Annotated in this window: 16 protein-coding genes; 8 read left to right on the top strand and 8 right to left on the bottom strand. The window is 34.5% G+C overall.

What is annotated here, in order from left to right; all coding sequences use genetic code 11:
- Positions 1-51: 51 nt before the first annotated feature.
- On the bottom strand, positions 52-1401 hold the full coding sequence (locus ACJJVI_RS01375; RefSeq protein ID WP_405349898.1) for a DEAD/DEAH box helicase: 1350 nt from the start codon (positions 1399-1401) through the stop codon (positions 52-54).
- A gap of 179 nt (positions 1402-1580) precedes the next feature.
- On the opposite strand from ACJJVI_RS01375, the gene rlmF reads away from it, so the two are divergent.
- Positions 1581-2438 (top strand): 23S rRNA (adenine(1618)-N(6))-methyltransferase RlmF, encoded by an 858-nt coding sequence (rlmF, locus tag ACJJVI_RS01370; RefSeq protein WP_405349896.1) that lies wholly within the window; start codon positions 1581-1583, stop codon positions 2436-2438.
- A gap of 141 nt (positions 2439-2579) precedes the next feature.
- Here the strand turns inward: rlmF and ACJJVI_RS01365 are convergent, their stop codons facing one another.
- Both ACJJVI_RS01365 and ACJJVI_RS01360 read right to left on the bottom strand, forming a co-directional pair.
- The gene (locus ACJJVI_RS01365; protein ID WP_405349894.1) at positions 2580-3248 is read right to left on the bottom strand and encodes a rhodanese-like domain-containing protein; all 669 of its coding nucleotides are present in this window, start codon (positions 3246-3248) and stop codon (positions 2580-2582) included.
- Positions 3249-3316: 68 nt separating this feature from the next.
- Positions 3317-4591, bottom strand: a complete 1275-nt coding sequence (locus ACJJVI_RS01360; RefSeq protein ID WP_405349892.1) for a pyridoxal-dependent decarboxylase — start codon at positions 4589-4591, stop codon at positions 3317-3319.
- 106 nt (positions 4592-4697) lie between these two features.
- On the opposite strand from ACJJVI_RS01360, the gene ACJJVI_RS01355 reads away from it, so the two are divergent.
- Together ACJJVI_RS01355 and ACJJVI_RS01350 are read left to right on the top strand one after the other, a co-directional pair.
- Positions 4698-5069, top strand: a complete 372-nt coding sequence (locus ACJJVI_RS01355) for a glyoxalase (RefSeq protein ID WP_405349890.1) — start codon at positions 4698-4700, stop codon at positions 5067-5069.
- Between the two features lie 38 nt (positions 5070-5107).
- On the top strand, positions 5108-5272 hold the full coding sequence (locus tag ACJJVI_RS01350) for a Lacal_2735 family protein (RefSeq protein WP_036580395.1): 165 nt from the start codon (positions 5108-5110) through the stop codon (positions 5270-5272).
- 233 nt (positions 5273-5505) lie between these two features.
- On the opposite strand, the gene argS is transcribed toward ACJJVI_RS01350, so the two are convergent.
- Entirely contained in the window at positions 5506-7287 is a 1782-nt protein-coding gene (gene argS, locus ACJJVI_RS01345) for an arginine--tRNA ligase (RefSeq protein ID WP_405349888.1), read from the bottom strand.
- A gap of 69 nt (positions 7288-7356) precedes the next feature.
- On the opposite strand from argS, the gene ACJJVI_RS01340 reads away from it, so the two are divergent.
- On the top strand, positions 7357-7782 hold the full coding sequence (locus ACJJVI_RS01340; protein ID WP_405349886.1) for a hypothetical protein: 426 nt from the start codon (positions 7357-7359) through the stop codon (positions 7780-7782).
- Positions 7783-7798: 16 nt separating this feature from the next.
- Positions 7799-8920, top strand: coding sequence for an arabinogalactan endo-beta-1,4-galactanase (locus tag ACJJVI_RS01335; RefSeq protein ID WP_405349884.1), 1122 nt, complete (start codon positions 7799-7801; stop codon positions 8918-8920).
- On the opposite strand, the gene ACJJVI_RS01330 is transcribed toward ACJJVI_RS01335, so the two are convergent.
- A complete protein-coding gene (locus ACJJVI_RS01330; protein WP_405349882.1) occupies positions 8917-10602 on the bottom strand; it encodes an LIC_10190 family membrane protein in 1686 nt (561 codons plus the stop codon). The two genes, ACJJVI_RS01335 and ACJJVI_RS01330, sit on opposite strands and share 4 nt — an antisense overlap.
- Before the next feature lie 135 nt (positions 10603-10737).
- On the opposite strand from ACJJVI_RS01330, the gene ACJJVI_RS01325 reads away from it, so the two are divergent.
- The 3 genes from ACJJVI_RS01325 (at position 10738) to ACJJVI_RS01315 (ending at position 16896) form a co-directional block, all read left to right on the top strand.
- The gene (locus tag ACJJVI_RS01325) at positions 10738-11637 is read left to right on the top strand and encodes an ABC transporter ATP-binding protein (protein ID WP_036580384.1); all 900 of its coding nucleotides are present in this window, start codon (positions 10738-10740) and stop codon (positions 11635-11637) included.
- A 2-nt stretch (positions 11638-11639) separates the two neighbouring features.
- Positions 11640-15329 carry an ABC transporter permease/M1 family aminopeptidase gene (locus tag ACJJVI_RS01320; RefSeq protein WP_405349880.1) on the top strand — a complete coding sequence of 1230 codons (3690 nt, stop codon included), beginning with the start codon at positions 11640-11642 and terminating at the stop codon, positions 15327-15329.
- Between the two features lie 142 nt (positions 15330-15471).
- Positions 15472-16896: an SDR family oxidoreductase gene (locus ACJJVI_RS01315; RefSeq protein WP_405349878.1), complete on the top strand. Its 1425-nt coding sequence runs from the start codon at positions 15472-15474 to the stop codon at positions 16894-16896.
- Between the two features lie 54 nt (positions 16897-16950).
- Here the strand turns inward: ACJJVI_RS01315 and ctlX are convergent, their stop codons facing one another.
- The 3 genes from ctlX to ACJJVI_RS01300 form a co-directional block, all read right to left on the bottom strand.
- Complete coding sequence (gene ctlX, locus ACJJVI_RS01310) at positions 16951-17892, bottom strand: citrulline utilization hydrolase CtlX (RefSeq protein WP_042270842.1); 942 nt, start codon at positions 17890-17892, stop codon at positions 16951-16953.
- Entirely contained in the window at positions 17892-18812 is a 921-nt protein-coding gene (locus ACJJVI_RS01305) for a dimethylarginine dimethylaminohydrolase family protein (protein WP_036580372.1), read from the bottom strand. Before ACJJVI_RS01305 ends, ctlX begins: the two co-directional genes overlap by 1 nt.
- A gap of 129 nt (positions 18813-18941) precedes the next feature.
- Positions 18942-20228, bottom strand: a complete 1287-nt coding sequence (locus tag ACJJVI_RS01300; RefSeq protein ID WP_036580371.1) for a citrate synthase — start codon at positions 20226-20228, stop codon at positions 18942-18944.
- Positions 20229-20463 lie beyond the last annotated feature (235 nt).

The raw sequence follows: 20463 nt of genomic DNA, 5'->3' as shown, positions 1-20463 counted from the left end.
CTAATAAAAAAAGCCCCTTAAGCATATTTTCTTAAGGGGCATTTTTATGATTTATTTTTTTCTACGGCGATTTGCGATTTTATCACCACGTGTTTTGGGTTTCTTATATTTTTTTGCAATTTCCCTACGATAGCTACCACCTAAATTCACTTTTTTATTCTTCTCGCTTTTCTCATGAAAAGATGCTCCACGTTCTTCTTCAATGATTTTATGAGGATTGAAAATCTCACGCACGACTGGCTTCTCTTCAGGTGTTTTTTGAGTTGAAATCTCAACTTCTTCTGGGAAAGGAATTTCTGGAATTTTATAATCCATTAATGCCTCGATAGCTTCTTTATCTTCTCTTTCTTTCTCTGTGTAGAACAAGATAGTTTTACCTTTTTCCTCTGCACGTCCACTACGACCTATACGGTGCATATAATTTTCTGGAAATGAAGGAACATCTATATTTATTACGTGTGATATTTTATCTAAATCTAATCCACGCGCCATAACGTCTGTCGCTATCAATATACGACGTTCTCCAGTATCAAAAAGTTCAATAGAGCGCAATCTGTAATTCTGCGTTTTATTAGAATGTATAACTGCAATTTCATCACCATATCGTTCTAGCATGTACTCTTGTAGACGATCTGCACTTTTTTTATTACCAGCAAAAACCAGTACTTTTCTAAATTCCTCCTCATCTGTAAGAAGGTCCATCAAAAGATTAGCTTTAGTATAAAAGTTCTCTACTGGATAACAAGTTTGCTCTATATTCTCTAATCTCGTACCACTTACTGCTACAGATACTTTTTCTGGATTAAAGAAATAAGATTTTATAAAATCCTCTATTTGATCCGTCATAGTAGCACTGAACATAATGTTCTGACGCTTTACAGGTAAATGATCAAAGATATTAGTTAACTGAAATCTAAAACCTAGATCTAGCATCACATCCACCTCATCAATAACTACCTTCTTACAATTCTTTAATCGCACCGTTTGTGCAACAATTAAATCATATAAACGTCCAGGAGTTGCTACAATAATATCCACTCCATCTGTTACCGCTTTCTTTTGTGTATTGATGTTAGTACCACCATAAACACCTAATACTCTTACATTGATATAAGCAGCATAAGCTTCAATTTGCTCAACAACTTGAACAACTAGTTCTCTAGTAGGAACTAGAATAAGCATTCTAGGATCTAAAGTGTCTGCATATTTTAATTCATGAAGCAATGGCAACATATAGCCCAGTGTTTTACCAGTACCAGTTTGTGCAATACCTATCATATCTCTACCCGATAAAATAACCGGAAAAGCCTGCTCTTGAATAGGTGTCATTGTTGTAAAACCTAAATCTTTAATACCATTGCGCAATGGTGTTCCCAGATTTAGTTCCTCAAAATTCTTCATGAAAATGATTTTTGCAAAGGTAATGGAAATGACTCAGGTAACATGCTGTTAAACAATTGGTTTTTCAGGGCTAGCAACAATCTTAAACTTACTTATTTACCCAGTCATTAATCTAACTAATCTACCAGAAACACAGCTCTTTAATATTTAAGAGCATCTACTATCTTATCTTTGCAGTCATGCATGATAATAATTTACATAAACATGGATATGATCTCGACTTGCTGTCAGAATCATATCCAGATCTGAAGTCTCATTTCATTACAAAAGAAGATGGCTATATAAGTATAGACTTCACTAATCCAGCCTCTGTACTTGCTTTAAACAGCGCATTACTCAAGGAGCATTATGGTGTTAATCACTGGGAATTACCAGTCGATTATTTGAGTCCGCCGATACCTAGCCGTGTAGATTACATACTGCATCTAGCAGATTTAGTAGGAGAAAAAAACATCACAGGTTTAGACATAGGTACTGGAGCTAATATGATTTACCCTATTCTAGGAACTGCTATTTTCAATTGGAAAATGGTAGGTAGTGAAGTTGATCCTGAAAGCTATGATTTTGCAACATCCTTGCAAGAGAAAATTACCATGCCTAAATCACGTAAAATTTCTAACATCAAATTGAGATTTCAAGAAGACCGTGGTTCTATATTAAAGAATATCATTAAGCCTCAAGAGCTTTATGACTTTACTATGTGTAATCCACCTTTTTACGGTAGCGAAGATGAAGCTATTAAGGCCAACCAGCGCAAAAATAAAAACCTAGGCAACGACGTGAGTGATCGCAATTTTGCCGGTAAATCTCACGAATTATGGTGTAATGGTGGCGAGGCATTATTTGTAAAAAGACTGATCAAAGAAAGTGTTGCTTTCAAAGCACAAGTGGGCTGGTTTACCAGTTTAATATCTCGTAAAGAAAACTTACCTAAACTTGAAAAACAACTTACCAAATTAAAGGCTACCTATAAGATAGTGCCTATGAATAGCGGGAATAAAAAGAGTCGCTTTATTGCTTGGAAGTTTGAGAACTAGATTCTTCTTGTTTTAATTGAGCTTCTTTTTCGGTATTATTTTTAAAGTTATCACAGCCGGTACATACACAGCTTAAACATTTTGAAGTCTTGTTTTCATTATTCATATCACCAATGGTTTTAAGGTTTATAAAATCGATATTTAAGCTGCTTTAGGATCTTTAAGCGCATTTATTCCACCTATTAAATCACGTACATCAATAACATTGTGACCTTTTAAAATACTAGCCGCAATCATACTGCGATATCCATTTACACAATATAAAATATATCTTGCCTGCTTATCCATGGCTTTGGCTTCAGTATTTAATTCATGTAAGGATAGATGTTTAGCTCCTTTTATATGATTTAATTGATAATCTCTCTTATGACGTACATCTATTAAAACAGTGTCTTGTTCTTTAATAATTTTCAAAAACTCGTCATTAACAATGCGCGAAGTTTTAGTTATAGGCCTTCCAGAATCTAACCATGTATTGAAACCTCCGAGAAGAACACCTATACAATTATTGAATCCTGCTCGAGATAATTTCATTAAAACATCTATCGCCGTGCCATCATCACAAACTAATAAAATAGGTTGATTCAAATTAGGGATTACTGCAGTTAAGCAACTAGTGAAAGTACCATTCAACCCTATATTTATACTACCAGGTATGGCTGCGTCTGCATAATGATCTGCACGACGAGTATCTATGATAATCGCCTGATTTTTAACCGCACTAATCACAAAGTCTTTAACGTCTATTTGTAATTCATCTAAAGGGTTAAATTTTCCATCTAGACCTGATGATTTATGATATTCCTCCATTTATTTACAATTTGTTAGGTTGATAAGATGACGCTTTCGCGAAAGCGTAATTCTAAAACTAATCGTCGCTACACATCATTTACCGTAATACTTTCTTTAAAATCAATAAGAAACTGTGTGATTTTATCACCCTTTACATGATCCATTACAACAATTTTAAACCACTCTGGATGGTTATGATTATCTGGAACAAGTCCGTATTTAACAGCTATCATAGGTGTAACAAAATCACGATGGATGGTAATAATATTGCTATCCTCAAAATGAATGAGTTTTACATCAAGCTCTAACAAATGATTTTTTAATCGCGTCGTGCGAGCAGCTAGCGCCAGCATGCGCTCTGCCCAATCATATGGTCCATAATTCATTAAAATTTTATAAATACTTATGGCGTTTGCGCCACTGCGACTACCTACAAGTGTACAATCCATACCTGCTACATACTGTGCACTATCGGTAAGACTATATTTGAGTAATCCTTTTCTGATTACAAAAATTCCAGTACCATAAGGCGCCTGTAACATCTTATGTGCATCTAGTGTAAATGAATCAATACAATCATCATTAAAGGTCAATGGTTGATCTGGATTTGTAAATGGCAAGAAAAAGCCACCATATGCTCCGTCTACATGAACTTTAACCGTAATGGAAGGATACTGTGCGATAACAGCCATATAGTCATCCAATGAATCTACAGAACCGAACATAGTCGTCATCATGTTACAAACCAGTATCAGCTTATCAACACCTTGTGATTTTAATACCTCTAATCGGTTTTTAAGATCTGTTGACTCGATGGCTCTAGTTTCTGAATCAACCTTAACTTTAGCAAGTTTAATATTTAACAGATTGCTTGCTTTATCCATACTATAATGAGCATCTTCACTACATAAAATAGCTATAGAACTATAGTCTTTTTCTAATGCATAAGTCTCATTAAATAAGTTGCGATATACCCATATGGCTTGAATATTACCTTCTGTACCACCTGAGGAGACATAGCCATCAATAGTATCTGACTGTGCTTTGAGAATATCTTCGGCAATAATTTTAATAACCTCAGCTTCTAATCGCTGCGTCCCAGAAAAATAAGGCTCTGATAAATCTGTATCCGTATGTACACCTATATGATTGGGATTATTAATAAGTGTTTTAAGAAATGTAGAGCCATCGAGCACTTGAGAATCTGGTGCAAATTCTTGCTTATCTAGATGCGATGCCGGCACACCCATTTTTAAACTATCATAATAATTAATATTTTGAGATAATGCCTCTAAAATGTGCTGATCAATAGTTTCTTTAGAAAGACGCTTCCAATTATTATAAACCTGATTATAAGTCACTTATATTATATTTAATAGATGAGCCGCTAAATTATTTAAATTTAGAATCACAAGTAATGATAATTATCATTTTTGTTCAAGTAAAACATATATTTTTAAATACTCTATGCAACAAAATCTGGCAACTAAGTCCATACGACCTTTTATAGGCTGCAATGATTATGCAGAATCTATTGCTTTTTATAAAGCCTTAGGATTTCAAGTGACTTCCGTAGCGACTAACATGAGTGTTTGTCAACTAGGAAATTGTAGTTTCTATCTTCAAGATTCTCAGGTTAAAGATTGGATAGACAACACGATGTTATTTCTTGAGGTTAATGATCCAGCAGGCTTTTTAAGTTACTTGAAATCTCTAGATTTAAAGAAACAATTCCCTACCGTTCAACTTAAAGGAATGGTGGAGTATGATTGGGGACAAGAGTTCTTTCTTCATGACCCTAGTAATATATTGTGGCATATAGGAGCTTTCAAAGAGTAATGAAATAAAACTTTTCCGACTTTAGTAAAAAGACTATTATGTTTGGATTATTTAAAAAGAAAAGTGAGTTAGAGAAATTACAGGATGAGTATAAAAAACTCATGGGAGATTTTCACAGACTATCAACTTCAGATCGATCTGCTGCAGATGCTGCTTTTGCCAAAGCTGAAGAAATTGGCAAAAAAATGGATGCTTTGAAGTAAGTCCTGAGTTTTTTAGTCCTCATAGGGAAGTCTCTTTTTGAAATCCGTCACACTAAATTTTTTCAGCGTCTGCTTTAACTAAGACGTTGGGTAATACTATCTACTGTCTTTTGTTTCCATCACTAGTAGATTCTGAAACGAGTTCAGAATGATAGGTTAAATACTTATAATTTTATTTTCAAATTGAGTTCTGAAATTTAAAAACTCACAGCTTACGAATTCAAAGACTACATCTACATCTGTTCAGGAACTTCTATTCCTAACAATCCACAAGCAGATTTTATTACCGCTGCCGTTTTAAAACATAATAGTAAACGGAATTGCTTCATATCTACATTTGATTCCTCTACGATTTTAGGAACGTTCTGATAGAATGAATTAAATTCTTTAACCAATTCGTATACATAATTTGCTACTAGCGCAGGACTATAATTTCTGGCTGCAGCTTCAATAGTTTCTGGATATTGTTGTAATAACTTAATGACAGCAGCATCTTTATCTGTTAATGCTAAGTCTGTTGCTACTTTTAAATCGCCTTGTTCAAATCCAGATTTCTTTAAGATAGACTTAATACGTGCATGTGTGTATTGAATAAAAGGTCCCGTGTTTCCTTGAAAATCTACCGACTCTTTAGGATCAAACATCATGCTTTTCTTAGGGTCAACTTTAAGCATGAAATACTTTAATGCTCCTAGTCCAATCATTTTATAAAGATCTTCCTTATCGGCATCGCTCATTCCTTCTAGCTTGCCTTGTTCTTGTGCAATCTCACGAGCAGTATCTGTCATTTCTTCCATGAGCTCGTCTGCATCTACCACAGTTCCTTCACGAGATTTCATTTTACCAGACGGCAACTCTACCATTCCGTAACTTAAATGATAAAGGTTATCTGCCCAATCATATCCTAGTTTCTTAAGAATTAAGAAAAGCACCTTAAAATGATAATCTTGCTCATTACCTACAGTATACACCATAGAGTTGATATCGTGATCTTTTACACGTTGTATAGCTGTTCCTATATCTTGAGTCATGTAAACCGCAGTTCCATCAGAACGTAAAACAATTTTACGATCCAGTCCTTCATCAGTCAAATCAATCCATACAGAACCATCTGGATCTTTTTCAAACACGCCTTTATCTAGACCTATTTGAACTACATCCTTACCAAGTAAATAGGTATTACTTTCATAGTATAAACTATCAAAATCAACACCTAGGTTTTTATAAGTAGTTTCAAAACCATCATATACCCAACCGTTCATTTTATTCCATAAAGCAACTACAGCTTCATCACCTTGCTCCCATTTGCGGAGCATTTCTTGAGCTGCAATTAATGACGGCGCTTCTTTTTTAGCTTCTTCTTCGGTTTTGCCGGCAGCTATTAAGTCAGCAATTTCCTTTTTATATTCTTGATCAAATTTTACATAATAATTTCCAACTAGTTTATCTCCTTTCAATCCTGTAGATTCTGGAGTTTCTCCTTTACCATATTGTTCCCAAGCCAGCATGGATTTACAAATGTGGATACCACGATCATTGATGATTTGGGTTTTATTCACTTTACGTCCTGTAGCCTCTACTATTTGAGCTACAGAGTAACCTAATAAATTATTACGCACGTGTCCTAAATGCAGTGGCTTATTAGTATTAGGTGAACTGTACTCTACCATCACACCTGACTTTGTTTTATCTACTGGTGATTTACCATAATCAGATTGAGATAAGATATCATTAAAGTCTTTTAGATAAACTTCATGAGCTACGGTGATATTTAAAAAACCTTTAATCACTTCGTAAGATGTAATCAAGTCTGTTTTTGCTAGCTCTGCGCCTATTTGTTCACCTATGACAGCAGGATTACCTTTGATATGTCTTAACATAGGAAATACCATTACCGTAAGGTCTCCGTTTTGATCTTTTCGCGTAAGCGTAATCTCCACATTTTCTAATCTTACAGAAAATAATTGTTCAACAGTGTTTTTTACAGCAGTTTCCAGTTGATTGTTAAGCGTCATGGTTACAAATTTAAGCTTGCAAAGATAAGGATTATGAAAGGCTTAAGGAACTTTTGAGACTATTAGAATATGCTGTATAATGTATCTTATAACGACCCAGAAACAAGACGCCTTATTGAAAATGACGTAGGCAAAGTTTTAAGCTTGCGCCAAAGGTGGAAACTCAACGGCAGTGGTTCTCCTAAATTACATATTACATCTTCTAGCATACAGATTCATAACTTGCTAGTCGTTGATAACAGTTTTAATGTGTGCAATATCGAATTAAGAGAAAAAGGAATCATAGTCAGATTTCGTTCTAGATTGCAGACCTATGCCCTACCTATTCCCTATTATAAGCTTAACGTTTATAAAGGTCGTGCCGAAGAATATAGTATTTACAGAGATAATTATTTTGTTAAGATAAAAGCAAACCGCAAACCTATTCATGATTTTTTCAAAAAAGTAAGTCAGCAAAAAGGTGATACTGGATTTGAATATGTAGATGATTTGTAAACCCTATATTTCACTTATGAAAAAATGCTTTTATCCATTTCTGGTTTTTCTATTATTGATCTCTTGTATTACTAATGATAATGACAGGCAACCAGAACCAGAATCTATTGAATTCTATAAAGGAATGGACCTTTCATTTTTACCTGAAATAGAGTCAGATGGAGTAGTTTTTAAAGATGAGAATAGTCAAGATATCGTTGATAATTATGCTTACCTAAAAAGTCGCGGTGTTAATTTAGTACGTATACGTTTATGGATTAATAATACAAGCGGACTTTACAACCTCAATTTTGTAAAAGATCAAGCGTTGAAGGCTAAAGCGCAAGGCATGGATTTTTTACTAGACTTTCATTACTCAGATAATTGGGCAGATCCAGGATCACAAGATATACCTATGGTATGGGCAACACAGAACATTACCTCAATGACCGAAAGCATTAAAAATTATTCGCAAAATGTTTTACAAGAGCTAGTTCTTCAAGACACTCCACCAGCGATAGTACAGATAGGTAATGAAACTAATAATGGGATGTTATGGCCATTGGGCCAAATATATTCTTCTGGTGGTGAAAATTGGGATAACTATATTCAACTCACTAAAGCCGCTATTGAAGGAGTATTACTAGCTTCTCCAGAATCTCAAATCATGATTCATCATGCAGGTATAGAAGGCGCTGATTATTTTTACGAGCAATTAGTGTTTCATAATGTAAATTTTGACATTGCTGGTTTAAGTTATTATCCCTGGTGGCATAATAATGATATCGATTTTATTGAGAATCAACTACAATCATTTGCTATCGGTATTTCTCAAAAGATTATGATTGTTGAAACAGCCTATCCATTTACTCTGAACTGGGATGACAATACTAATAATATTGTAGGGTTACAAGATCAACTCATCGCTTCATATCCTGCAACACCAGTTGGGCAAAGAACCTTTATGTTACGTATTCATAATATGATGAAAAACTTACCTAACGATAAGGGTTTAGGTTACTGCTACTGGGCACCAGATTGGGTAGCACATCATACTGGCAGTTCTTCTCAGACAAGCGGTAGTAGTTGGGAAAATATTGCTTTATTCAACTTTAATTATGAAGCTAATACGGCTTTAGAAATTTATGAATTAGATTAATTTTTAATTTTTACATATTTAAACCCTTCACTTATTGAATCTCCTAATTTCTGAATAGAAATTTGATACTTATTCTCCATAAACTCTACATATCTTTCATTTACCGCCGGAAGTGGTAAGTCATAGGTTCCGTATAGGAAACTATTATTTAAGGGTGAGTGATATTGCAACTCATTTTTTGTAACTTTTTTAAAATCATTAGGATAAATAGACTTAGGCGCTGGCTGAATCAATAAATTCAATGCATGTAAATTATAATTTCTTATCATTAAATCGTTATCTGTAAGTCTATTTTGCAGTCCCGTAAAAGTTGCGATTATTAACCCGACAAACAAAAAGGTTAAGATTAAGAAATTAACTGTTTTGTGACTCAGTTTAAACATTAATAATCCCGATAGAACCGCGGAAGGAACCAGTAAAGGAATAAAAAACCTAAATTGTGGAGAAGTGACAAACAATACAACTACGTGAAATAGAAAAACTATAAGAACGCATTTAATAGCCGGCTTTACTTTTTTAGTGAAAAGAAATATAAATGAAATTAATATACTCATTAGTAAAATTTTATTGAGCAAACCTTCCAATCCTGAATGAAAAAACCAAGATTGGCTAAGTTCAAAAGCGTTCATTTCAGTAATCACTTTTGGAGAGACACCAAAAGCTTGTGCTTTAGTTATACCATTGTAAAAATTACTTACGCTTAGAGGCAACTCCCATACTGTCTCTGTAACAATCCCATAATCTAAGGGAAATAACGGAAGACCGGTGACAACTAAATTTTTTCCTATAAATAAACTTAGAAAAAGTAGTCCAACAAGCATCCAGCTTACGTTCTTTTTAACCTGATAATATTTTAACCATATCATAATTACTAAAATAAATAGTAACACCATGATGACTTTAAAATAAATAATCTGACAACAAAAGAACGTCAAAATGATAAATTCTTTTTCATCCCAATGATGCCATAATTTCAAGAATTTATAAATGAGTATATAAGTTAAAACATAAACAGCTGTATCTGGACTAGGAGCACTTATAAACGTAAAGCAAATCAAGGATAAAACAACCAATCCCTTACGATAGTATTTCAAAATATGGTTATCATTAATGTCACTCTCCAAACTCCAAACTACACCTATCAATAAATAGAAAGCACTTAAATCATTAAATCTATCATATACACTATCAAAATTAAGAGCCGCTTCTAATATGTGGAAACCACTTTGTTGGGCAAGGTAGACATGTAAATTAGCTAGCCCCTTTACAAGACCATATTTATCTAACCACTTTATCGTTTGAATATAATAACTTTCATTGTCAATTACGTAAGCTGGCAACGATGTGCAATAAACAATTGCCAATAGTGTAAAAAGCAAGGTTAACTTATTGAGAAAAGAAAGCTTGAGAATATTATTTTTAGATATTTTCAATTGCTCATAAACTTCAGCTCTATTATAAAAAAACACAACAGTTGATAAAAAAATCAATGAAAATGACCATAAACCAGCTAATGGTAGAAAAAACATCCAGAGGCTAGAAAAAATCGTGATTGTAACCAATCCTAATAGAACTATATCTAAAGGTAACTTAACCTTTATTGACAATAGTTTACTAGTCCCTATTCCAAGAGGAAATAAAATTATTATCAAAAGAAAAAAATATAGAAGTATTATTATCACTGTTGGATCAATTTATTAATCTTCTAAACTAAACCTTATTAAAGAAATCAGAAAGAGAAAAGTTTCATACAACTGTAACAAATCTCTTTTTCAAAGTACTAACATTTAAAACCAATTATTCAAGAACTGTTTATTATGATACTAAGCCTTAAAAATGTTTCTAAAACTTACCCTAATGGCGTAAAAGCGTTAGATAATGTAACTATTAATATTAACGCAGGAATGTTCGGCCTACTAGGTCCTAATGGTGCTGGTAAATCCTCTATGATGCGTACCATTGCTACATTGCAATCACCAGATTCTGGAAGCATACACCTAGACGGATTAGATATTTTAAATAATAAAATTGAATTCAGGAAGACACTGGGATATTTACCTCAAGAATTTGGTGTATACCCTAAAATGAGCGCTCATGATTTACTTCATTATTTTGCAAGTCTTAAAGGTATCACTAGCAAGGCAGAACGTAACGCTATCGTTGACAAAGCACTTGAAGTAACTAATTTAAGTGACGTACGCAATAAACATGTAGCAGGTTATTCTGGTGGGATGAAACAACGTTTCGGTATCGCACAATTACTATTAAACGATCCTAAATTAATTATTGTTGATGAGCCTACAGCAGGGCTTGACCCAGCAGAAAGACATCGTTTTCTTAATGTTTTAAGAGAAATAGGAACTAATCACATTGTTATATTCTCTACACATATTGTAGATGATGTAAAAGAACTTTGTACTGATATGGCAATTCTCAATGGCGGTAAAATACTAGCACAAGCAACACCTAAACAAATGACTGCTGCACTTGCTGGTAAAATATGGACCACTACTGTAGAACGAGATGGAATTGAACAAATGCAACAAGATTTTAATGTGATTTCTTCTAACTATAATGAAGATAATAAACTTAATGTACGTGTTTACGGAGAGGTTTCTCCTGGTGACGCTTTCGCGAAAGCTGACCCTACACTAGAAGACGTATACTTTACAACTTTGAGTAATGACAAGTTTATTGCTGCAACTGAAATCGCTTAATCATGTTCTCAACGATATATACACACGAAGTAAAAACCTGGTTTAAGAAACCTCTTTTTTACATATACGCAGGCGTTCTATTTCTATTATCATTATTAATATCTGCACTTGCAGTAGGTGTCTTTGATAGCGATAATGTGACTGTAACAAGTGCCATTAAATTAAATGGAGCGGTAGGTATCTATAGTCTTTTAGGCTTTTTTGCTATACTTACTTATCTATTAATCCCTTCAATTATAGGAGGAACAATACAGCGTGACTTTAAGAACAACATGCACAATGTGCTTTATTCTTACCCATTAACTAAATGGAATTATTTACTAGCAAAGTTTAGTGCTGGTATGACGATGACCTTATTAATCATCATTGCTAGTTTAATAGGAATCACCTTAGGTTTTTATTTACCAGGTGCCAATGAAGAGTTAGTTGGTCCTTTTAAAATCATGAACTATCTACAGCCGTTTTTAGTTTATATTATTCCTAATGTGTTCTTTTATGGTGCTATTGTATTTGCCATTACTGCATTTTTAAGAAATGTCAATATAGGCTTTATGTTTGTATTGGTAATGATCATATTGCAATTTGCTGCAGGATCTAGTGTCCCTACTATGGATGACTCTTACTGGGTAGAATTACTAGAGCCTACTGGTGATAGTGCCACTTATAGTCAGATTAAATACTGGACTCCAGAAGAACAAAGCACTCAATTAATACCTATTACCGGAACCTTACTTTACAACAGGTTAATCTGGTTAGGCATATCGTTACTCGTTTTTATCGGTGTTTTATTTGCGTTTAACTTTTCACAAAACCCGACGAGTCTATCACTGGCAAAAACCAAAGCACAGCGTGTCACTAAAAAGAACTTTGGAACAATAACTAAAGTTGTTATGCCACCAGCTACTCAAGATTTATCTTTCTTTGGACAGCTTAAAACGGCATGGATTATTGCAAAATCTGATATCGCATACATTGTTAAAGGATGGCCTTTTATAATTATAGCTTCAGTTGCATTTGCGTTCTCATTATTGACTATGTTAATTACCGGACAGCAGTACGGAACTGATATTTTGCCTAAAACTTGGGTAATGCTTCAATTTGCAGGTGGTATCTTCAGTACTTTTGCTTACCTATTGATATACTTATATACTGGATTAATAATGGATCGCGCAAAAGCAGCTCATATTAATCAATTAGTAGATGCTACACCTACCAGAAATTGGACCATGTTATTATCGAAGTTTATAGCTATGGTAGTCATGGTAGCAACCATTTTATTGATCGTGATCTTGAGTGGTATTATCATTCAGGCGTATAACGGTTTCTTTGAGTTTGAGTTACCTCTATATCTTTTTGATCTTTATGTAATCAATATCTGGGATTTCATTCCTTGGATTATGATGTCTTTACTAATTCACACACTGATTAAAAATAAATGGGTTGGTTTAATAGTATTATTAGTTCTTGCCATAGGTATTCCTCCACTATTAGGAGCTATAGGTGTAGAACAAGGACAGTTTATATTTAATCAAGGTGCTGGTTCACCTAGTCCTAGTGACATGAACGGATATGGAAGTGGACTAGCTCGTTATTTCACATATAGAGTCTATTGGATGCTGTTAGGTATTGCATTATTTGCACTTGCGGTATTATTCTACCGTCGTGGTATGGGAACTTCTATGAAAGAACGTATTGCATTTGCAAAAGCACGATTGTCAAAATCAATCATCGCTGTAATGGCCGTTTCATTACTAGGATTCTTTGCAATAGGTGGTTATATGTGGAAAGTTAATAATATTGATAACGAGCAAATCTCTGGTAAAGAACAAGAGGAGCTACAGGTAAATTATGAAAAGGACTTAAGTAAATATGCTAAAGCACCTCAACCTCGTTTAGTTGCAGTAAATACCTTTATGGATATCTTTCCAGACACTCGTGATTTTAAAGCTGGAGCTACTTACACACTAGTTAACCAAACTGATGTTGCTATTGACACCTTACATGTTAATTATCCAGATAGACCTACAGAAATTACTCTAGATCTAGAAAGTGATATCGTCAAAGATTTTGAGGATTACAATTACCGCATGTATCAATTTAAAAAGGCGCTACAACCAGGTGATACTTTAATCATGAAGTTTGAGACTGAGAATAAGCCGAATACTTTCTTTGACAATAACTCGCCGGTGGTGGATAATGGTACTTTTATTAATAACAGTATTTTCCCATCCATTGGATATAGTGATCAATTTGAAATACGCAATACTCAAGTACGTAAAAAGTATGATCTAGAACCTAAAGATCGTCTTCCAGCACCAGATGCTCCAGGCGCAAGAGATAATAATTACATAGGTGGTAATAGTGACTGGATAGATTTTGAAGCAACGGTTAGTACTTCAAGTGATCAAATCGCCATTGCACCAGGATATCTCATTAAAGAATGGGAAGAAGATGGACGTAAATATTATAACTATAAAATGGATTCTAAAATCCTCAATTTCTATGCTTTCTTAAGCGGCCGTTATGATGTTAAGAGAGACGAGCATGATGGTGTGAAATTAGAAATATATTACCATCCAGATCATGACTATAATGTCGACCGTATGATGAGTGGTTTAAAAGAAGGACTAGATTATTATAACGATAATTACACACCATATCAGCATAGACAGGCTCGTATTATCGAGTTCCCAAGAACTGGTGGTGGTTTTGCACAAGCATTCCCAAATACGATTCCTTTTAGTGAGGCGATAGGTTTTATAGCAGATGTTGATGATGAGGATAATGACGCCGTTGATTACCCATTTAGTATAACTGCTCACGAGCTCGCACACCAGTGGTGGGCACATCAAGTGATAGGTGCAAATGCAAAAGGAGCAACGTTACTCTCTGAAAGTTTATCTGAGTATAGCTCTCTTAAAGTCCTTGAGAAAGCAAACGGTAAAGAGCAAATGCGCAAATTCCTTAAAGATGCGATGGATGGTTACCTACTAGGTAGAACTGTAGAGAAAATTAAAGAGAATCCATTGATGTATAATGAAAATCAGCAGTATATCCATTATCAAAAAGGATCACTTGTATTATATGCCATGAGTGACTATCTAGGTGATGAGAAATTTAATGCGGTCATAAAAAGATTTGCAGAAAAGCATCAATTTAAAGGAGCTCCTTATCCAGTTGCAACAGAGTTTGTAAATGATATTAAAGCAGTAACGCCAGACTCATTACAATATCTAGTAACTGATATGTTTGAAACCATTACCTTGTATAATAATAAGGTAAAAGACGCTACCTATCAAGAGTTACCAGATGGTAAATATCTTGTAACACTAGATGCTCAAGTAATCAAATATCGTTCTAATGAGAAAGGTAAATCTGTTTATAAAAATATCTCTGGTGACAGCCTAACTTTTACACCTGAAGGTAAAACCAAAGCACTACAGTCATTACCACTTGCAGACTATATTGAGGTAGGAGTTTTTGGTGAAGTAGACGAGGACACTGGAGTAGAAAAAGTTCTTTACTTGAAAAAGTTAAAAGTGACTGAGATCTCCAACAATTTTGACATCATCGTTGATGCTAAACCTGTGGAAGCTGGTATCGATCCTTATAATAAGCTGATTGATAGAAATAGCGACGACAACAGGTCAAAACTATCAGAAAAAAAATCTAGCACTACTGCAAAAGAATAAAGTTTTTATTGATTAGAGTAGGTTACCACTTACCATTTTAGAATTGTGTTGCAGCAATTTTAAGATGGTAAGTTTTTTTGTGCCAAACGCTTTTAACAAATCCATATAGAATTACCATACAATTGCTCCTTATCTTTAAGAAATGAAAGTTCTACTCACAGGTGCAAATGGTTACATAGGTATAAGATTACTATATGAATTACTCAAACAAGATCATGAAGTAATCTGTGCGGTGCGCAGTGCAGCACGACTATCGGTTCCACAAGAGATTAAAGATCAAATTAAAATAATAGAAATTGATTTTTTAAATTTAAAACCTCATCAAGAGCTTCCACAAAATATTGATGTTGCTTACTATCTTATTCATTCAATGAGCAGTAGTACAGAAAGTTTTGACACGATGGAAGCAGAAAGTGCGATGAATTTTGTGCAACTTATTAATAGTACTAGCTGTAAGCAAATCATTTATTTATCAGGTATAGTTAATGAAGATAAACTTAGTAAACACTTGCTTTCGCGAAAGCGTGTTGAAGATCTTCTCTACACAGCAACAGCTGCAGTGACAGTACTAAGAGCAGGAATTATAGTAGGTAGTGGAAGTTCGTCTTTTGAGATCGTGCGTGACCTATGCGAAAAACTGCCTTTAATGATAACACCTAAATGGGTCAACACTAAAACGCACCCTATTGCTATACGTAATGTGATGAGCTATTTAACAGGCGTTTTAGGACGTGAAGACTGCTATAATTACAGTTATGACATAGGTGGTAAAGATGTTCTGACATACAAGGAGATGATGACTCGTTATGCCAAGATGCGTAAAATTAAACTATACATCATCACCGTTCCCATCATGACTCCTAAGCTTAGTTCTTATTGGTTATATTTTGTTACCAGCACTTCTTATAAACTAGCACAAAACCTGGTTAACAGCATGGCGATTGAGGTAGTTGCGCAACCTAATGATTTGAGAGAAAAACTAGGCATCCAACTTTACAGTTATGAGGAAGCACTAGATATGGCATTTGCTAAAATCGAGCAAAATCAAGTAGCTAGTAGTTGGAAAGACTCCATGGTAAGTGGTCGATTTAAACTTAACCTCAATAAATACAAACAAGTCCCTAGCTATGGTTGTTTAAAAGACGCTCAACAGTTAAAAACTGATGATCCAGATGCTGCGCTAGAACGCATATGGTCTATAGGTGGTAAGAACGGATATTACTATGCTACTTTTTTATGGAAAATAAGAGGTTATGTAGATAAACTTATGGGTGGTGTAGGTTTACGTCGTGGTCGTACAAATGCAAATACCATCTATGCAGGAGATTCTTTAGATTTTTGGAGAGTCCTAGTAGCAGATAAGAAAGAGAAAAGATTACTTCTATTTGCAGAAATGCGCGTTCCTGGAGAAGCCTGGCTTGAGTTTGAAATAGATGAAGATGATATAATACATCAAACTGCAACTTTCAGACCGCGAGGTATATGGGGAAGATTATACTGGTATTCTATGCTACCGTTTCACTACTTTATTTTTGCAGGAATGATCAGGCGTATTGCAAAAGGATAAAATAAAAAGGGCAGAATTTACTTCTACCCTTTTTCTATACCGATTGAGTCTTAATTACGATTTTGGTAAAAATACCTCAGCCATCATACATCTCACGGATCCACCACCTAAGGTTTCAATAGTTTCAATAGATGGATGCAATATCTCATTATATTTTTCTAGTTTTTTGATCTGGTCTGCAGTTAGCGATTGGTAAGCTTGATCACTCATAATTAGTAACCTATCACCTGCCTCGTTATGAACTTGCATCATATTACCAGCAAATGCGTTTACTTGATTTTCAGTTATCGCTATGACTTCTTTTCCATCTTCTTTAAGATGTTTTAATACATTCTTACGCTCAGATTTATCATCTATACTGTCTAAACAAATGACCGCATAATTCTCTCCTAGCGCCATCATCACATTAGTATGATAGATGGGTAGTCGTTTATCTGCAACTGTTTGGTAAGCTGTAAAGACTACAGGTGTATATTCAAAATCCTCACAAAACTCTATAAATAATTCTTCGTCTGCACGTGGAGATATACTACAATAAGCCTTTTTATTTACTCGATCCAGTAATAAACTACCTGTTCCTTCTAGAAAAAAGCCTTCATCCTCTGCACTAGTATAGTCTATGATGTTTGTAATACTAAATCCTTCTTTCTCTAGCGTGTCTAAAACTTCTGGTCTGCGTTCCAGACGTCGGTTTTCTGCAAACATGGGATAAAGGGCTACATCACCATTTTGATGTGTAGAAATCCAATTATTAGGAAAAATTGAATCTGGCGTATCATTCTTTTCATCGTCTGAAATAATGATCACATGGATCCCTTTGTTTCTTAACGCAGTTGTAAAAGCATCAAACTCTCCTTGAGCCTGGTTATTTGCAATATCATTTTTAATACGTTGGTGCGCCTCTTGATCTTGGTAATAATTATTTACAGCTGTTTGCTCATTTAAACGGAACTGTACCGGTCTTACCATAAAAACCGTATCTGTAATTTGTTTCATTAATCTCTTATTAGTGGTAAAGTAGAACATCTTAACAAGCCTTCTTGTTTAGAAATTTCGGCATATGGAACTTCTTCTACAGTTATTCCATGACTGCGCAACCATGTGTTTAATCGTGTAAAATTCTTTTCAGAAATAACGACATCTGGTGCTATAGAAAAAATATTAGAATTCATGTAATACATTTCTTCTTGTGTAATCTCAAAACAGTTTTCTTTACCAAAAAAATCGACTAAATATTGATATTCTTCTTCTTGTAAAAAACCATTCTTATGAATAATGCATTTTCCGTTACCTACCGGCTGGAAACAGCAATCCAAATGTAATGCGTTGTTATAAGGGTCTAGGTTGTCTTTTCTCAAATTGAAGGAAACGACTTTTTTATTAGGAAAGGTTTTTTTCAACCAGTCTATAGCTTCAACGTTGGTGCGCGCAATGATATAATCTGCATAGTCCTCACCACGATAAGTCCCTACAAAGATATATTCACCATGCAGCATGACATCACCACCTTCAATATGTACTTCTTCTGGTGGTCTAATAACCTTATCAGGATTTATTTGATCAATGATATACTGTATTGCTTCTATTTCTTCCTCACGGTCTGGTAATATATTTGCCTTAACAAAAACATCATTTATTACAAAGCCTATATCTCTTGTAAATATCTGGTTACAATCCTCAATGTGTGTTGGTCTATAGACTTTAACATCATACTTTTGAAAAACGGCATTTACCGCTTCCATCTCGATCACCATGTCTTCATTTGTAGGATAGGTTCCTGCTAGGATGTGCTCGCGTGATTTAGGGTCATAAGCATCCTCTAATGCAGGCACAGGACCGTTGCTTGCAGCTGTTCCTAGTATAACGGCACGCAATCGTGACGTCTCATCAATTACATTAAGATTTAATTTATTCATATTGCGAATTTAATAATATAACAACCACTTTTTTACGAGATCGACAATGAGTTTATCAACTTTATTATCCAATAAAAAACTCCCTAACACAACGCGCTAGAGAGTTTATAAATATTATGATTTAAGATATTATCTTTCAGATACTTCTTTAAATGATCTAGAGTTCTCACCCGTATACACCTGACGTGGACGACCGATAGGCTCTTTATTTTCACGCATTTCTTTCCATTGCGCAATCCAACCTGGTAAGCGACCTAATGCAAACATCACTGTAAACATTTCTACAGGAATACCCATAGCACGATAGATAATCCCAGAATAGAAGTCAACGTTAGGGTACAGCTTACGATCTACAAAGTAAGGATCTTCTAGAGCTTCTTTTTCTAGACCTTTTGCGATATCTAATATAGGGTCATCTACACCTAATGAATTAAGAACCTCATCTGCAGCAACTTTTATAATTTTTGCTCGCGGATCAAAATTCTTATATACTCTGTGTCCGAATCCCATTAAACGGAATGGATCATTTTTATCTTTTGCTTTGGCCATGTACTTTTTAGTATCACCACCATCTTCTTTAATTCCTTCTAGCATCTCAAGAACTGCCTGATTTGCTCCTCCATGAAGTGGACCCCATAAGGCGTTAATTCCAGCACTTAAACTTGCAAAAAGTCCTGCATGTGAAGAACCAACGATACGCACTGTACTTGTAGAACAGTTTTGCTCATGGTCTGCATGAAGGATTAATAATTTATCTAACGCTTGAGAAACGATAGGATCAACAACATACTCAGAATTAGGTTTCTTAAACATCATTTTAAGAATGTTATCTACATAACCCAAACTATCATCGCCATAATCAAGCGGTTGTCCAGTACGTTTTCTTAATGCCCATGCCACAAGAACAGGGAATTTACCCATAATCTTAACAATCGCATTATACATATCTTCTTCACTATCTACATTCACAGATGTAGGGTTAAATGCTATTAACGCACTTGTAAGTGAAGAAAGCACACCCATAGGATGAGCAGACTTAGGAAAACCATCTAGAATTTTCTTTACGTCCTCATCAACATGAGAATTTGCCTTTATGTCTGTATGAAATTTATCTAATTGCTCTTGTGTAGGCAATTGTCCAAAAATCAATAGATATGCTACTTCTAAGAAATCTGCTTTATCAGCTAGTTCTTCAATGGAATACCCACGGTATCTAAGAATACCTTCTTCTCCATTAAGAAAAGTTATAGCACTCTCACAACTTCCTGTGTTCTTATATCCAGGATCTATTGTGGTAATACCACCTGTTGCACCTCTTAAAGCCTTAATATCTATGGCTTTTTCATTTTCTGTTCCAGTGATTATTGGGAATTCATATTTATTCCCATCGATTTCTAAGATAGCTTTTTCTGACATTATTATATTTTGGATTTAACTCCTTCAAAAATAATACATAGACCGTTAAGTTGTCGTTAATCGAGACTAGATATTTAACAGATTTAAGAAAATATTTTACTTTTCTATATCGATTTCGACAATTAACTATGATTTGGCAGATATTTATTTGTTAGTGGGATGTTTTCAATACGCTTTCGCGAAAGCGTAATTACAATCACAAAACAAAACGACGACCAATAATGATCGCCGTTTC

This window comes from Nonlabens sp. Asnod3-H03, assembly GCF_045063665.1.
Lineage (GTDB): Bacteria > Bacteroidota > Bacteroidia > Flavobacteriales > Flavobacteriaceae > Nonlabens > Nonlabens ulvanivorans.
The sequence above is the reverse complement of the archived record's forward strand: the minus strand, read 5'-3'. Positions and strand labels throughout refer to the sequence as shown.

What these genes read in the sequence shown, in the direction of transcription:
- argS (WP_405349888.1), bottom strand. Translation starts at nt 7,287, where the DNA reads ATGACGCTTAACAATCAACTGGAAACTGCTGTAAAAAACACTGTTGAA.
- ACJJVI_RS01350 (WP_036580395.1), top strand. Translation starts at nt 5,108, where the DNA reads ATGTTTGGATTATTTAAAAAGAAAAGTGAGTTAGAGAAATTACAGGAT.
- rlmF (WP_405349896.1), top strand. Translation starts at nt 1,581, where the DNA reads ATGCATGATAATAATTTACATAAACATGGATATGATCTCGACTTGCTG.
- ctlX (WP_042270842.1), bottom strand. Translation starts at nt 17,892, where the DNA reads ATGAAACAAATTACAGATACGGTTTTTATGGTAAGACCGGTACAGTTC.
- ACJJVI_RS01375 (WP_405349898.1), bottom strand. Translation starts at nt 1,401, where the DNA reads ATGAAGAATTTTGAGGAACTAAATCTGGGAACACCATTGCGCAATGGT.
- ACJJVI_RS01320 (WP_405349880.1), top strand. Translation starts at nt 11,640, where the DNA reads ATGTTCTCAACGATATATACACACGAAGTAAAAACCTGGTTTAAGAAA.
- ACJJVI_RS01325 (WP_036580384.1), top strand. Translation starts at nt 10,738, where the DNA reads ATGATACTAAGCCTTAAAAATGTTTCTAAAACTTACCCTAATGGCGTA.
- ACJJVI_RS01365 (WP_405349894.1), bottom strand. Translation starts at nt 3,248, where the DNA reads ATGGAGGAATATCATAAATCATCAGGTCTAGATGGAAAATTTAACCCT.
- ACJJVI_RS01300 (WP_036580371.1), bottom strand. Translation starts at nt 20,228, where the DNA reads ATGTCAGAAAAAGCTATCTTAGAAATCGATGGGAATAAATATGAATTC.
- ACJJVI_RS01315 (WP_405349878.1), top strand. Translation starts at nt 15,472, where the DNA reads ATGAAAGTTCTACTCACAGGTGCAAATGGTTACATAGGTATAAGATTA.
- ACJJVI_RS01335 (WP_405349884.1), top strand. Translation starts at nt 7,799, where the DNA reads ATGAAAAAATGCTTTTATCCATTTCTGGTTTTTCTATTATTGATCTCT.
- ACJJVI_RS01340 (WP_405349886.1), top strand. Translation starts at nt 7,357, where the DNA reads ATGCTGTATAATGTATCTTATAACGACCCAGAAACAAGACGCCTTATT.
- ACJJVI_RS01305 (WP_036580372.1), bottom strand. Translation starts at nt 18,812, where the DNA reads ATGAATAAATTAAATCTTAATGTAATTGATGAGACGTCACGATTGCGT.
- ACJJVI_RS01355 (WP_405349890.1), top strand. Translation starts at nt 4,698, where the DNA reads ATGCAACAAAATCTGGCAACTAAGTCCATACGACCTTTTATAGGCTGC.